This window comes from Aeromonas sp. 25-AL00135 (assembly GCF_054052385.1).
Genome location: NZ_JBSTYQ010000005.1, coordinates 1 through 14,652, shown reverse-complemented (window position 1 = coordinate 14,652; position 14,652 = coordinate 1). Strand labels below are relative to the sequence as shown.

12 protein-coding genes are annotated in these 14,652 nt (G+C 55.7%); 3 read left to right on the top strand and 9 right to left on the bottom strand.

The genetic code is table 11. From position 1 onward, the window contains the following. Positions 1-42: 42 nt before the first annotated feature. From ACW5XC_RS05555 to queA, 6 genes are all read right to left on the bottom strand, one after another. Positions 43-411, bottom strand: a complete 369-nt coding sequence (locus tag ACW5XC_RS05555) for a rhodanese-like domain-containing protein (protein ID WP_005351016.1) — start codon at positions 409-411, stop codon at positions 43-45. Between the two features lie 84 nt (positions 412-495). After that, positions 496-1,443 (bottom strand): protein translocase subunit SecF, encoded by a 948-nt coding sequence (gene secF / locus ACW5XC_RS05550; protein WP_005337322.1) that lies wholly within the window; start codon positions 1,441-1,443, stop codon positions 496-498. 10 nt (positions 1,444-1,453) lie between these two features. Further along, a complete protein-coding gene (gene secD, locus ACW5XC_RS05545) occupies positions 1,454-3,307 on the bottom strand; it encodes a protein translocase subunit SecD (protein WP_040066527.1) in 1,854 nt (617 codons plus the stop codon). 18 nt (positions 3,308-3,325) lie between these two features. Then, positions 3,326-3,661 (bottom strand): preprotein translocase subunit YajC, encoded by a 336-nt coding sequence (yajC, locus tag ACW5XC_RS05540; RefSeq protein WP_005337327.1) that lies wholly within the window; start codon positions 3,659-3,661, stop codon positions 3,326-3,328. A gap of 52 nt (positions 3,662-3,713) precedes the next feature. Next, entirely contained in the window at positions 3,714-4,850 is a 1,137-nt protein-coding gene (gene tgt / locus ACW5XC_RS05535) for a tRNA guanosine(34) transglycosylase Tgt (RefSeq protein ID WP_042056159.1), read from the bottom strand. Between the two features lie 74 nt (positions 4,851-4,924). Further along, positions 4,925-5,977, bottom strand: a complete 1,053-nt coding sequence (gene queA / locus ACW5XC_RS05530; protein ID WP_042056163.1) for a tRNA preQ1(34) S-adenosylmethionine ribosyltransferase-isomerase QueA — start codon at positions 5,975-5,977, stop codon at positions 4,925-4,927. Positions 5,978-6,189: 212 nt separating this feature from the next. On the opposite strand from queA, the gene ACW5XC_RS05525 reads away from it, so the two are divergent. The 3 genes from ACW5XC_RS05525 (at position 6,190) to ahpF (ending at position 9,599) form a co-directional block, all read left to right on the top strand. Next, complete coding sequence (locus tag ACW5XC_RS05525) at positions 6,190-6,636, top strand: CBS domain-containing protein (RefSeq protein WP_042056166.1); 447 nt, start codon at positions 6,190-6,192, stop codon at positions 6,634-6,636. A gap of 692 nt (positions 6,637-7,328) precedes the next feature. After that, positions 7,329-7,895 carry an alkyl hydroperoxide reductase subunit C gene (gene ahpC, locus ACW5XC_RS05520; RefSeq protein WP_005337335.1) on the top strand — a complete coding sequence of 189 codons (567 nt, stop codon included), beginning with the start codon at positions 7,329-7,331 and terminating at the stop codon, positions 7,893-7,895. 123 nt (positions 7,896-8,018) lie between these two features. Then, positions 8,019-9,599 carry an alkyl hydroperoxide reductase subunit F gene (gene ahpF / locus ACW5XC_RS05515; RefSeq protein ID WP_042056169.1) on the top strand — a complete coding sequence of 527 codons (1,581 nt, stop codon included), beginning with the start codon at positions 8,019-8,021 and terminating at the stop codon, positions 9,597-9,599. A 134-nt stretch (positions 9,600-9,733) separates the two neighbouring features. Here the strand turns inward: ahpF and ACW5XC_RS05510 are convergent, their stop codons facing one another. The 3 genes from ACW5XC_RS05510 to ACW5XC_RS05500 all read right to left on the bottom strand — a co-directional run bounded on the left by ACW5XC_RS05510 (position 9,734) and on the right by ACW5XC_RS05500 (position 14,635). Further along, positions 9,734-10,450, bottom strand: a complete 717-nt coding sequence (locus ACW5XC_RS05510; RefSeq protein WP_042056170.1) for an SIMPL domain-containing protein — start codon at positions 10,448-10,450, stop codon at positions 9,734-9,736. 56 nt (positions 10,451-10,506) lie between these two features. After that, complete coding sequence (locus tag ACW5XC_RS05505; protein ID WP_042056172.1) at positions 10,507-11,067, bottom strand: hypothetical protein; 561 nt, start codon at positions 11,065-11,067, stop codon at positions 10,507-10,509. A gap of 85 nt (positions 11,068-11,152) precedes the next feature. Further along, positions 11,153-14,635 carry a VWA domain-containing protein gene (locus tag ACW5XC_RS05500; protein WP_143182521.1) on the bottom strand — a complete coding sequence of 1,161 codons (3,483 nt, stop codon included), beginning with the start codon at positions 14,633-14,635 and terminating at the stop codon, positions 11,153-11,155. Positions 14,636-14,652 lie beyond the last annotated feature (17 nt).

Here is a 14,652-nt window from a genome sequence, read left to right as displayed (position 1 = left end):
TGCCGCTTTGTCATGTAGCTGTGCCCCTCTACCTCAAATAAATCAGGATTCGACAGGGTATCCGGCATCGCACCAACCGCGAAAGCCGCCGTCGACGCTGATCACCTTGCGATAACCCATCTGTTGCAGGTTGTCCGCCGCCAGAATGGAGCGAAAACCACCACCACAATAGAGGTAGAGCTCGGTCTCAAGATCCGGGAACTGGGTCTCGATATCCCGCTCAATCACGCCACGACCCAGATATCGGGCTCCGGGCAGATGGCCCCTGGCCCACTCGCTCTCTTCCCGCACGTCGATCAGGTGAAACGTGCGCCCTTCGTCCTGCCAGCGCTTGATCTGGTGAACATCGGTTTCGGTGATGCGGGAGCGGATCCCGTCAACCAGCGCCAAAAAACGGGGATTGTGATGCATGACAAACTCCTGTTGTTTAAATCATGTGCGTCAGCAAACGACTCGCAGAGATAAGAAAAGAGCGCCATGAGGCGCTCTTCACTGTTACGGCAGGATTTCCTGTTGGTCCGCACCCTCTTTCTCTACCTGGGTTGGCAGCATGTGCTCGCGCTTGACGCCGAGGAACATGGCAAACGCACTCGCCACATAGATGGAGGAGTAGGTACCGAACGCCACACCGATCACCATGGCCACGGCAAAACCGTGGATCAGCGCACCGCCCTTGAGCAGCAGAGCCAGCACCACGATAAAGGTAAGGCCGGAGGTGATGATGGTACGACTCAGGGTCTCGGTCATGGAGAGATCCAGAATGTACTCGGTATCACCTTTACGCACCTTGCGGAAGTTCTCCCGCAAGCGGTCGAACACCACGATAGTATCGTTCAGGGAGTAACCCACCAGGGTCATCAGTGCCGCCAGTACGGTCAGGTCGAACTCGTACTGGAAGTAGGCAAAGACACCCAGCGTGATCACCACGTCGTGCACCAGAGAGAGAATCCCCCCCAGCGCCAGACGCCATTCGAAACGCACTGCCACGTAGGCCAGGATACAGAGGATGGAGGCCAGCATGGCCAGCGCACCGTCTGTCGCCAGTTCATCACCCACGGAAGGGCCGACGAACTCGACGCGTTTGAGCACTGCGCCCTCGTCGAGCTGCTTGGCCGCCGCCAGCACTTCGTTACCCTGTTGTTCTACCTTGACCCCCTCTTTCGGGGTCAGGCGGAACAGCACGTCACGGCTGGAGCCAAAGTGTTGCAGGGTTGCCCCTTCAATCTTCTGCTCTTCCAGAGCGTCATGGATCTTGTCCAGGCTCACCGACTGCTGGAACCCCACCTCGATAGTGGTACCACCGGTAAAGTCCAGACCCCAGTTCAGCCCCCGATCAAACAGGAAGAACAGGGCTACCACCATCAGCACGGAAGAGAAAACCACACCCGGCTTGGCATAGCGCATAAACGGGATCGGTTTTTCAAAATGTAGAATCTGAAACATCTCTCTATCCTCAGATGGGCAGCTTGTCGATACGCCGTCCACCCCAAGCCAGGTTGATAATGGCACGGGAAACTGTGATGGCAGTAAACATGGAGGCGGTCAGACCAATGCCCAGCGTCAGGGCAAAGCCCTTGATGGCGCCAGTACCGATACCGAACAGGATCACGCAGGTGATCAGCGAGGTCACGTTGGAGTCGGCGATGGTGGAGAATGCCCGATCAAAGCCCAGATGGATGGCTTGCTGAACACCGCGACCGTTGCGGATCTCTTCACGAATACGCTCGTAGATCAGCACGTTGGCATCCACCGCCATACCCAGCGTCAGGACGATACCGGCGATACCCGGCAATGTCATGGTGGCCCCCGGGATCATCGACATGATGCCGACAATCAATACCAGGTTCATACAGAGCGCCAGGTTGGCAACCCAGCCGAACGCGCGGTAGTAGACCCCCATGAACAGCACGATCACCAGCATGGCCCAGCCGATGGCTTCCATACCGCTGTCGATGTTCTGTTGACCCAGGCTCGGGCCAATGGTGCGCTCTTCCACGATCTGGATCGGGGCGATCAGGGCACCGGCACGCAGCAGCAGCGCAAGGTTGTGGGCTTCGTTGGCGTTGTCGATACCTGTGATACGGAACTGGCTGCCAAGACGCGACTGGATGGTGGCGACGTTGATCACCTCCTCCTGCTTGCGGAACTTGCGCTTGCCATCCGGACCCGGTTGACCGACCGGCTTGTACTCGATGAAGACGGTCGCCATCCCTTTACCGACGTTGTCCTTGGTAAAGTTGGCCATCTTGTTGCCACCCTGGCCATCCAGCTTGATGTTGACCTGGGGACGGCTGTACTCGTCGAAACCGGACTGGGCACCCACAATGTGGTCACCGGTCAGGATCACCCGCTTTTGCAGCACCACGGGACGACCATTGCGATCGTTGTAGACCTTGGAGCTGGGCGGGACACGGCCATCGGCCGCAGCCTGGATGTCGGCAGTCTCATCGACCATGTGGAATTCCAGGGTAGCGGTTGCCCCCAGGATCTCCTTGGCGCGAGCAGTATCCTGAATACCGGGCAGTTCAACGACAATGCGCTCGGCGCCTTGCTGTTGTACCAGCGGCTCGGCCACGCCCAGTTCGTTGACCCGGTTACGGATGATGGTGATGTTCTGCTCGAGGGCGTACTTCTTCACTTCCTTGATCTTGGCTTCGCTCAGACCAGCCAGCAGGATGAACTCATCCCCTTTCTGCTCGGTAGTGAAAGTCAAATCAGGGTTCTGACGACGCAGATGAGAAACGGCGCGTTCCTGATCGGCTTCGTCACGGAAGATCACCTGCACCTGATCTCCGACCCGGCGTACGCCGGAGTAACGGATCTTCTGGGTGCGCAGCTCGGAGCGGAAATCCTGCACCATCTGCTCTTGCTGCTTGGTCAGTGCTTCGGCCATGTCCACTTCCATCAGGAAGTGCACACCACCGCGCAGATCAAGACCCAGCTTCAGAGGCGCCGCACCGATGGCTTCGAGCCAGGCGGGAGTGGAAGGTGCCAGGTTGAGTGCGGTAATGAAGTTGTCGCCCAGCTTGTTGGCAACGATATCGCGCGCTTTCAGCTGGTCTTCGGTGTTCTTGAAACGGATCAGGATAAAACCGTGCTCGAATGCAGCATGTTTGACCGGGATCTTGGCCGCTTCAAGGGTCTCTTTCACCAGATCAAGAGTATCTAGCTTGACTTCGGCACCACGGCTGGCAGAAACCTGCAAAGCCGGATCTTCGCCGTAAAGATTGGGGGCTGCATATAGAAAACCGATGGCGATCACCAGGATCACCATCAGGTATTTCCACAGCGGATAGCGATTCAACACGCTGTGCTCCTTGGGAGATTAAAGGGACTGGATAGAACCCTTGGGCAGAACGGCAGAGACGAAGTCCTTTTTGATGGTGACTTGAGTCTGGTCGTTCAGGGCGATCACCAGGTAATCGCTGTCTGCAGCCACTTTGGCAATTTTGCCAACCAGGCCACCGGAAGTGAGCACTTCATCACCCTTGGACAAGGAGCTCATCAGATTGCGGTGATCCTTGGCACGTTTGGCCTGGGGACGATAGATCATGAAGTAGAAGATCAGGCCGAATACGGCCAGCATGATGATCATTTCCATACCACCACCCTGTGCACCCGGTGCTGCGCCTTCTGCATACGCCTTGGAGATAATGCTCATTTAACAACCTCTTATTGATGTAGATTTAAAAAAACAAAATTATATGTTGTTGTTATTTAACGTCATTTTCAGCTAACGGAGGCACAGGCTTCCCTTGCCGACGGTAAAACTCTGTTACAAAGTCGTCTAATTTACCCTGCTCGATCGCGTCCCGCAAACCCTGCATCACACGCTGGTAGTAACGCAGGTTATGAATCGTATTCAGACGGGCACCAAGGATCTCGTTGCACTTGTCCAGATGGTGCAGGTAGCTACGGCTGTAGTTCTTGCAGGTGTAGCAATCGCACTCGGCATCCAGGGTGCTGGTGTCGTTGCGGTGCTGGGCGTTGCGGATCTTCACTACGCCATCGGTGGTGAACAGGTGGCCGTTGCGGGCGTTGCGAGTCGGCATGACGCAGTCGAACATGTCGATACCACGGCGCACCCCTTCCACCAGATCTTCTGGCTTGCCGACACCCATCAGGTAGCGCGGCTTGTCGGCCGGGATTTTCGGGCAGACGTGCTCTAGGATGCGGTGCATGTCCTCTTTGGGTTCACCCACGGCCAGACCACCGACCGCATAACCGTCGAAACCGATCTCCAGCAGCCCCTTGAGGGAGACATCCCGCAGATCTTCGTAGACCGAGCCCTGAATGATGCCGAACAGGGCGTTCTTGTTACCCAGCGCATCAAACTTGTCGCGGGAACGCTTGCCCCAGCGCAGGGACATCTCCATGGACTTGCGCGCTTCTTCATAAGTGGCCGGGTACGGGGTGCACTCGTCGAAGATCATCACAATGTCGGAGCCCAGATCGTACTGGATCTCCATGGATTTCTCGGGGTCGAGGAAGATCTTCTCGCCATTGATGGGGTGACGGAAGTGGACGCCCGCTTCGGTGATCTTGCGAATATGGCCCAGGCTGAACACCTGGAAACCACCGGAGTCGGTCAGGATCGGGCCCTGCCAGTTCATGAAGTCATGCAGATCGCCGTGGGCACGCATCACTTCCTGACCCGGACGCAGCCAGAGGTGGAAGGTGTTACCCAGCAGGATCTGGGCGCCGGTTTCACGCACTTCTTCAGGGGTCATCCCCTTGACGGTGCCGTACGTCCCGACCGGCATAAAGGCCGGCGTTTGTACCACACCACGTTCGAAGGCCAGTTGACCGCGACGGGCACGGCCGTCGGTGGTTTTCAGTTCAAATTTCATTGCTACCTCGGCTGCGTCAGATAAACAGTCTGACAATAGGAGGGCCGCTCACGGCCCGGTAAATAAGCTGAAGCTTATGCTTCAACCTGGCGACGGGTGACGAACATGGCGTCCCCGTAGCTGAAGAAACGGTACTGCCCGACCACGGCTGCCTGATAGGCCGCCATCACGTTGTCATAACCGGCAAAGGCGCTGACCAGCATGATCAGGGTCGACTCCGGCAGATGGAAGTTGGTGACCATGGCATCGACAATCTGGAACTGGTAACCAGGGAAGATGAAGATATCGGTGTCACTAAAGAAGGGCGCCAGCGGTTTGCCCTGCGCCAGGGTGACCTTGGCCGCGCTCTCCAGCGAACGCACCGACGTGGTCCCCACCGCGATCACCCGGCCACCACGGGCACGGGTGGCCGCGATGGCATCTACCACCTCTTGCGGCACTTCCGCATACTCGGAGTGCATATGGTGATCTTCAATCTTATCTACCCGCACCGGCTGGAAGGTCCCCGCCCCTACATGCAGGGTGACGAAGGCCGTTTCAACCCCTTTGGCCCGAATTTTCTCAAGCAGCGGCTCATCAAAGTGCAGACCGGCGGTCGGCGCCGCGACGGCGCCCGGCTTTTGATTGTAAACGGTCTGGTAGCGCTCCTTGTCGGCATCCTCGTCGGGACGATCGATATAGGGGGGCAGCGGCATGTGGCCGATGGCCTCCAAAATCTCCAGCACCGGACGCGGGTCGAGGAAGTGGATCTCGAACAGGGCGTCGTGGCGGGCGCGCATCTCGGCTTCAACACCACCATCCATGATCATCCGGGTGCCGGGCTTGGGCGCCTTGGAGGCACGGACATGGGCCAGCACGCTGTGCTCGTCCAGAATGCGCTCGACCAGTACCTCCAGCTTGCCGCCGCTGGCCTTCTGGCCAAACATGCGTGCCGGAATGACACGGGTGTTGTTGAATACCAGCAGGTCACCCGGATTGAGCTGATCCAGCACATCCACAAATTGACCGTGGCGCAGGGCGCCAGTTTGACCATCGAGCTGCAACAGGCGGCTGGCGGTACGCTCTGCCATCGGATAGCGGGCAATCAGCTCGTCTGGCAGATCAAAATGAAAATCGGATACTTGCATCTTTCACCTCGGGGGGAATCGGCGGCTAGTCTAGTTATCCCCATCTTCCAAGGCAACCCAAAAGACCAAAAACCCAAGAGAGACAAGGGGTAGCGAGCAATATTGAGACACACCTCCGGTTAATGATTCTTTAATGTTCTGTATTGACCCTGATCATGTTTTGCCAGTTGGGGCTGGGCTAGGGTGAAAGCAGATACACAAGGAGGCCCACCATGATGACCCTATCCGAAATCATGACCGATCATCCCTTCACTCTGGGTCCGTCAAACAGTGTCAAACAAGCGATGGACCTGATGCAGCAGGAGCGGATCCGCCACATTCCCATCGTCGACGAGCAGCATCACCTGCTGGGGTTGGTAACCCTCACCGATATCCTGGCCACCCGGGAATCCAAGCTGCTGCTCATTAGCCCGGAGCGGGAAGCCGAATTTACCGACAGCGTGCAACTCGACGAGATCATGACACGGCAAGTGGCGAGCGTAGATCCTCACGCCGGCATCAAGGAGGCGGCACTCTACCTGCAGCGGCACAGATATGGCTGCCTGCCGGTACTCAAAGGACGCAAGCTGATCGGCATTGTCACCGAGTCGGACTTTATTGCCGTGGCCATCAACCTGCTGGAATTGATGGAAGAGCAGGAACCACCTACCGACTTTTGATAGATTGCCATGTAATTAAATTACAATAAAAGCGTTTTCAGCCGTCAAAATAAGCTGAAATGATGAAACACTTTCATTTTGATTGAAAAATTACACCAAATGCTTGCCTTGTGATCTGCGTCACACTATCATCCCTCTCATGCAATAGTTGCCGAGGGGGAGACGAGGGATTGTGCACCCATTATCTTCCTCTCATATGTCTGCAAGTTTGCACACCCCGTAGTTAGTCTTTGCTGTAAAGCATTTGTTTATATAGCCATTCCTTGTTTGATGACCCGGCCCTGTCGTTGCGATAGCGCCGGGATTTTTTTATCTGCGCTTTTCGGCTTCCCCCTTACCAGCACATCCCCCATCGCTGCGAGCAGCGGCCTCAACCTCCTGCGCCACCCGTTTGCACCACCGTTTATCTCATCGCGTCATCGTGGATCTGCACACCCCTTCTTATGCCTTGAAAAGGCGATGTAGCGCACAGATATTGAACCACGACAAGGAGTTATCTCAGTAGGCCAGAGATATTCATGTTAGGTACAGCCATAGTGAGCTATCTAATAAGTAGATTTAAGCGATTCAAAATTGCGGCTTTTATCGATTAGCGGAAGCCCCTATGATGAATCCATCGAAAGTTAAGCGCCTCGTCTGGCAAGACTCTTCAACACCAGACCGGCATATGTACATCACCAAGGAGCAATTACATGTCTACCTACATCAACACTGAAATCAAGCCGTTCAATGCTACCGCCTACCACAATGGCAAATTCGTTCAGGTGTCTGACGCTGACCTGAAAGGCAAGTGGTCCGTGGTCTTCTTCTACCCGGCTGACTTCACCTTCGTTTGCCCGACCGAGCTGGGCGACCTGGCTGACAACTACGCTGAATTCCAGAAACTGGGCGTCGAGATCTACTCTGTCTCTACCGACACCCACTTCACTCACAAAGCATGGCACGACACCTCTGACACCATTCAGAAGATCCAGTACCCGATGATTGGTGACCCGACTGGTACCATCACCCGCAACTTCGGCGTGATGATCGAAGAAGCTGGTCTGGCTGACCGCGGTACCTTCGTAATTGACCCGCAGGGCATCATCCAGATCGTCGAGATCAACGCTGGCGGCATCGGCCGTGACGCACTGGAACTGCTGCGCAAAGTTAAAGCGGCCCAGTACGTTGCCTCCCACCCGGGTGAAGTGTGCCCGGCTAAATGGAAAGAAGGCGAAGCCACTCTGGCCCCGTCCCTGGACTTGGTAGGCAAGATCTAAGCCTCCCGCTTCCAAGACCGGCCCGCTTCAGGGCCGGTCTGCTTTCCGGCCTTGCCAAATAGACCTGAAAGCAGACCGACTCACATTTAATGCCAACTCGCTATTACAAGAAGGAATTCGACCATGTTGGATACCAACCTCAAACAACAGCTGAACACCTATCTGCAGTACATCGTCAATCCCATCGAGATCAGCGTGTCCGGCAACGACAGCGACAAATCTGCAGAGCTGCTGGCACTGGCCAGCGAGATCGCCGAGATGTCACCCAAGATCACCCAGACCTCTGGCACTGCCGCTCGCAAGCCTTCCATGAGTGTCGCGCCGCAGGGCCAAGCCCCGCGCGTTCACTTTGCCGGCATCCCCATGGGTCATGAATTTACTTCTCTGGTACTCGCCCTGCTGCAAAGCGGCGGCCACCCCTCCAAGGCCGATGCAGCCGTGCAGGAGCAGATCCGCAATCTCAAGGGTGAGTTCCACTTCGAGACCTATATCTCCCTCTCCTGCCACAACTGCCCGGACGTAGTTCAGGCCCTCAACCTGATGGCGACCCTGAACCCCGGTATCACCCACACCATGATCGATGGCGCCCTGTTCCAGGACGAGGTCGCCGAGCGTCAAATCATGGCGGTACCGAATGTCTACCTGAACGGCCAACCGTTCAGCCAGGGCCGCATCTCGCTGGAAGAGATCGTCGCCAAACTCGACACCGGTGCCGCCGAGCGCAAGGCTGCCGAGCTGAATGAGAAAGATCCCTACGATGTTCTGGTGGTGGGCGGTGGCCCGGCTGGCGCCGCAGCGGCCATCTATGCCGCCCGTAAAGGCATTCGCACTGCCATCGTTGCCGAACGTTTCGGTGGTCAGGTGATGGACACCGTCGGCATCGAGAACTTTATCTCCGTGCCCTACACCGAAGGCCCCAAACTGGCCGCCAGCCTGGAGCAGCACGTCAAACAGTACGGCGTGGAAGTGATCACCGAGCAGCGTGCCGCCGCCATCAGTAAAGATGGATATGTGAACGTGGATCTCGCCTCTGGCGCCACCTTGAAGAGCCGCGCCGTGATCCTGGCGACCGGTGCCCGCTGGCGCGACCTGAACGTGCCGGGCGAGCTCGAGTACCGCACCAAGGGCGTGGCCTACTGCCCGCACTGCGATGGTCCCTTCTTCAAGGGCAAGCGAGTAGCGGTGATCGGTGGCGGTAACTCCGGCATCGAGGCAGCGATCGACTTGGCTGGCATCGTCGAACACGTCACCGTAGTGGAATTTGCCGATACCCTGCGTGCCGATGAAGTGCTGCAGAAGAAGGCTCGCTCCATGGGCAATATCGACATTATCATGAGCGCTCGCACCACCGAAGTGATCGGTGATGGCAGCAAGGTGGTCGGTATGGACTACGAAGATCGCACCACTGGTGAGATCAAACACCTGGCGGTGGCGGGGATCTTCGTCCAGATCGGCCTGGTACCGAACACCGAGTTCCTGAAAGGGAGCGAGATTGCCCTGACCCGCTTTGGCGAGATCGAGATCGATACCAAAGGGGCGACCTCCCTGCCCGGCGTCTACGCCGCAGGGGATGCCACCACGGTACCGTTCAAGCAGATCATCATCTCCATGGGTGCTGGCGCCACCGCCGCACTGGGTGCGTTTGATTACCTCATCCGCAACCCGGCGCCGGAAGCGACCAAGGCTGATGCTGTGACCGCCTGATAAACCCAGCCAACAAAAAGCCGATGCTCGATTAAGTAAACACGAGCGTCGGCTTTTTATATCTGCATCGATGCACAATAAAAACCCCGCAGCAAATGGCGGGGTTGTTCATGACTGGACTTAAACGACGGGCATCACTCCAGCAAGAAAACAGCCTCGATATTATCACTTACCGTGATCTGCTGTTGTTGATAGCTGTTGTCCGCCATATCCGCCGCAGGAGCAGCCATCGCCATGGCCTGCACCACCTTCAGGTTGCGGCTGTAGGCGGTAATGGGCGAAGCATTGCGGTACTCCACACTGTAGACCTTGCCAAGCTTCATCCCGAACGCCTTGGCCAGAGATTCAGCCTTGGTTTTGGCATCCTCAACGGCATTCAGACGGGCCTGCGCCTTGATGACCTGCGGCGATTTCAACCCGTACTCAATCTGGGATACGGACTCCAGCCCGGCTTTGAGTGCGGTATCCATCAGGGGGCTCAACTTGTCGAGCTGATAGAGCTTCACCGCCAATTGTCGCTGAGCACGATACCCCAACAATACCGGCTTCTTGTTTTCGCCATACTGATATTCCGGCGAGACCATCAGGTTGCCAGCCTCAACATCGCTGCGCTTGATCCCCAACCCTTCCAGTTGGCTGAAAAAGGCTGCGACCTTGGTATCGACCTGCTGCTTGGCCTTGAGGCCCTGCTTATCCAGTGCACTCACCGCCACATTGAGGGTGAGCATATCGGGTTCGGTCTTCTGCTCGGCATAACCGCTCACCACCAGATGGGGCGCTTGCGGCACTTCAATCGCCAGCAGCGGAGCACTGACAACCAGAGCGGAAAGAGTAAGAAGGGGACGCCACATAGAAAAAAACCTCAATCGGAAAGATTGAGGCCATTATGCCCGTGCAGTTACGGGATTCATATATCATGCGAGGGGGGGAACTGATCCAGTATCTGATTGGTCAGATCGAGACTGATGGTGACCACGCTGCAGACATCTGGGCTCTGCTCTACCTTATCTTGTGACGATGTCGCACCGCAGACCTGCACCTCATCATCGAAATGGAACGAGTCCCACGACAGAACATGTCCTTGCACCGCCTGTCCGAGATCGGTGCCACCAATTGCCTCCTCCATCGCAGACCAAGGGATGGTATCAGACGGCCCAAGCAAATTTTGCAACAACGGAGGGTGAAAACTGACCAGTGGATACTCCTGCTGACCCTGCTCATGGCCAACCAGAATCATGTTATGGGCAGACTCGGTATCCAAAACAGGCACATAGGTGATAGAGGCTGCAGCAAAGTCAACATAGAGCGAGCCCGCGACATCACCGGCCTCATTCTCTATCTCCATCCCATCCAGCCGATCACCGGCGATCGAGGCCTGATAGCCAAACTGACCTGCGCAGGTAATGTTGCCCTGTCCATCCCAGCTATAACGGATGCCATCAATGTCGACCCAGTTGAATGACTGCATGATTACCCTCTCTTCTACGGCCGCTATCTTATCCATCCACCTAAAGAAAAAACAGGGGCCAGGCAAGCCCGGCCCCGAGAGAGGGTTACGGATCAACCTTCAAGTTACCGTCATCCAGCAAGTGCTTGATGATCTCCTGATTGGAGCCCAGTGAGGCGAGGTCGAGTGAGTTCTGGAACTGGATGGTCAGTTCCGGGCTCCCACCGGCCCCGGCAGGATCTATCGTCAACGTCTTGGTCGTCGTGTTGAACTGCAGATAGTTGTCCAGCACGGCTGCCAGATCCTCGTTGTTCCCCACTGCAGGTACGCCGACCAGCAGATCCGAGAGATCCAGTACATCTCCACCATTGTTGGTATCACCTAAAGTGAAATCAGTAATGGTATCGATACTGCCGTCCGCATCCCCCGCCAGCCACTTGAAGGTGTCACTCTCCCCACCACCGGTCATGGTATCGCTGCCAAGGCCGCCGATCAGAATGTCCTTACCAAGGTCGCCCGTGAGTATATCGCTACCAGAACCACCATCCAGATAATCATCACCGACACCTCCAACAAGGGTGTCGTTCCCTTCCTGGCCAAAAAGGATATCGTTGCCACTGCCACCATATAGGGTGTCATTACCACCACTGCGGCAACTCTCCCCACTCAGCTCAGTAATATGGGTCCGGATGTAATCCACCGTCTGTTCACGTGTCCACCCATGACTGGACTCCAGCGTTTCAAATACCAGCCAACCAGAACCTTGGGGCAGATCCAGTCCCAACTCGCTGGCCAGCGTATCGGTATTGAGTACATCGCCAAACAGGATGTCATTGCCAACACCACCATCGGCCACGTCATTGCCGGCCCCCAGCAACACAGTAATCTGATCCCCCTCGGTCAGGGCTGCCGTCAACTGCTCGGCACTGGTCACAATCTGGGCATCGCCGATCGGGGCATTGAAACCCTGCTCGATCCGGATATTGTCTATCCGTACCTCAGCATTCCGGTCATTGGAGCTGTCGAGCAGTTCGAACACAAACCCGTATTGCCCGACAGGCAGTCCATCGGTTGTGATAGTGCTGTAAGCCGTCAAAACAGACGAACTAACGCCAGTAATGGTGCCCGTTTGCACTGGATTGAGCATATCCCAGACACCACCCTCGAGTTTCACCAACTTCCAGGTGAAGCTGTCGCTGCTATTAACACCATTCAAGGCATACTGGAACTGCAGACTTGCTCCGGCTTGTGCCGCAGAAACCTGGATGGCATTGGCCACGGCGAGCGCCAATATTGTCCTGTCAGAATCAGAACCGGTTCGATCATCCCGGATCCGCAAGCTTCCATTCGTAACAGTATGCGATCCCTGAGCATCACCACTGAGCACCCATCCCGAGGCGGCATTTATGCCGCTACCACTACCAAATGTGGCCAAGTCAAGGAAGCTGCCTGCCGAGTAAAACTGATCTGCCGTTTCAGTCGTGTTATCAAAGAACTTCAACAAATCCTTGTTAACATCATTGGTCACCCCGATTGCATTGACCTGACTGATGGCACTGAGTGAAACAAAAGCATCCACCGACTCCTTGATCACCTCAAATGTGGTGCTGTTGCCTGGTCCGGCGACCTGATTGCTGTCATTGAGGTAGTAAGTCGGGTTACCATCCGTGACAAAGAATGTCAGGTTCTGGTAACCGGGAGCAGCCTTGCTACCATCATTGAACCACTGCACGGCCTGATTGAACGCGGCTTCATAGTTGGTGCCACCATTGGCAACCAGTGCATCAATGGCATTGGTCAGGTTGCTCACATTACTGGCATCAAGCCCTACTATTGTCACACTCTCGCTGGCATTCGCCGCAAAACCAATCAAGGTGACATTGATCTCACCATCATGATCTTTCAACTGGTTGGCCAAATGGGTCAGGGAGGCCTTGAGCATATTCAGTCGTGATCCAGCCATACTGCCAGACACATCGACCACCAGGGCAATATTGTAATTCTCACCCGGGATGAAATTGGTACTGGTGCCTCCGATGTCCCCCACCACAATATCGTGACCAGCACCGCCTGCAACCAGACCATCCAGACTACCGTTGGAGTTGGGCACCTTGTGATCATCATCCGTGCCGGGGGTCCCGGTAGTGTCGGGGGTATCCGAGGTGTTGCTGCCCACAACCAGAATATTGGACGCGACGGGAGGCTCATTGCTCTTGACCGATACAGTAAAGTTGGCGCTGGCTTTATCTCCATCGGCATCAGTCAAGGTAGCACTGAAATCAAGGTCAATATCAGGAGGCGTGATCTTGTCGATCACTCCGAAATTCTCGATCCTCACTGAGTCATTGCCATTCAGCACAAAGCGGACATAAAGCTGGCTGAACTCCCCATCGGGTTCTATGCTGGCCAACTGCATCGACCCTTTGAGTCCTGACAGAACAAGCTCTCCGGAATCGACGACGGTCACGCCATCGGCAGCATAAGCCACCCACTGTATGGTGCTGGTATTGGTGTTGCCAACCCCGTAGACGTTGAAAGAGAGCCCATCAACAGCTGCAGTCGTGGATACCTTGAACCCTTCGTTATTATCCAGGTTGCCGTTCTTAATCCCGAAACCATTGTTGTTCGGGTTGAGATTATCTGCATCACTCCCCGGCAGATTCTGAGGATTATTGACGCTGCCATTGAACAGCAGACCATCGAACAGGACACCAATCCCGCCAGCAGTAACTCCGATCGTCTCAACAGGCCCGCCAGCACCGAACTGTGCTCCGATCGAGAAAGTCTGGGTTGGCTGGGGAGTAACCAGTTCAAAGCTGTAAGTATTGTCGTCATTGAGTGTCAATGTATAGAACACTTTAGGTGGCTGTCCACTACCATCAATGGTTGCTACCAGAGTCTTGCCATCAGTCGACAAGGTTTCGGTGATCCCTGCCAAATCAGGCCATCCAGTCAGTTTCAGTCCACCAGTACCCAGAGGGCCATCAGCACCAAAAGAGACGCCAAACAATCCACCGGTAGTGATGTCGGCTACATTCATCACTTCCAGACTTTCGATGCCTGTGATCACGGGCATATCGTCTTCAATAACAACACTGACCTGCTTGGTATCACTCAAGTCACCATCACTGGCTGACAGGTTGAAGGTAAATGTCTTCAGTCCTTCCTTATTGTCTCCAAATTCATGATCGATGGGCCCCAGCAAGGTGACGGTATATTTACCAACCGGATCTACAGATACTTGTATGACTGGGATCCCTCCCGCTGAACCCACCAGTGTCGCAGACCCTATACCACTCCACACAACTGGTACCCCTCCAGAGCTCAGGCCAGATGGAGCAGAAAGAGTGAACGTAAAGGTATTGCTGTCGATATCTGTCACACTTGCCGTCGCATGGGTCGAGGTGCTATCGGTAATATCGCCAGGATTGGGTGAATTGTCTGGATTGGATCCCGGTAATCCCTCCTCGGATATGCGCAGATCCGAGACAGTCAGCATGGGAGCATCGTTAGTTGCAGTGACGGTCACGGTGAAATCCTGATTGGCCGCCCCACCCTCGTCCGTGGTCCCCGCCACATTGCCATTCACCACCCCGCTCCAGTCCG

Coding starts and splice junctions, on each gene's coding strand:
- ACW5XC_RS05555 (WP_005351016.1), bottom strand. CDS start 411: ATGCATCACAATCCCCGTTTTTTGGCGCTGGTTGACGGGATCCGCTCC.
- secF (WP_005337322.1), bottom strand. CDS start 1,443: ATGTTTCAGATTCTACATTTTGAAAAACCGATCCCGTTTATGCGCTAT.
- yajC (WP_005337327.1), bottom strand. CDS start 3,661: ATGAGCATTATCTCCAAGGCGTATGCAGAAGGCGCAGCACCGGGTGCA.
- tgt (WP_042056159.1), bottom strand. CDS start 4,850: ATGAAATTTGAACTGAAAACCACCGACGGCCGTGCCCGTCGCGGTCAA.
- queA (WP_042056163.1), bottom strand. CDS start 5,977: ATGCAAGTATCCGATTTTCATTTTGATCTGCCAGACGAGCTGATTGCC.
- ACW5XC_RS05525 (WP_042056166.1), top strand. CDS start 6,190: ATGATGACCCTATCCGAAATCATGACCGATCATCCCTTCACTCTGGGT.
- ahpC (WP_005337335.1), top strand. CDS start 7,329: ATGTCTACCTACATCAACACTGAAATCAAGCCGTTCAATGCTACCGCC.
- ahpF (WP_042056169.1), top strand. CDS start 8,019: ATGTTGGATACCAACCTCAAACAACAGCTGAACACCTATCTGCAGTAC.
- ACW5XC_RS05510 (WP_042056170.1), bottom strand. CDS start 10,450: ATGTGGCGTCCCCTTCTTACTCTTTCCGCTCTGGTTGTCAGTGCTCCG.
- ACW5XC_RS05505 (WP_042056172.1), bottom strand. CDS start 11,067: ATGCAGTCATTCAACTGGGTCGACATTGATGGCATCCGTTATAGCTGG.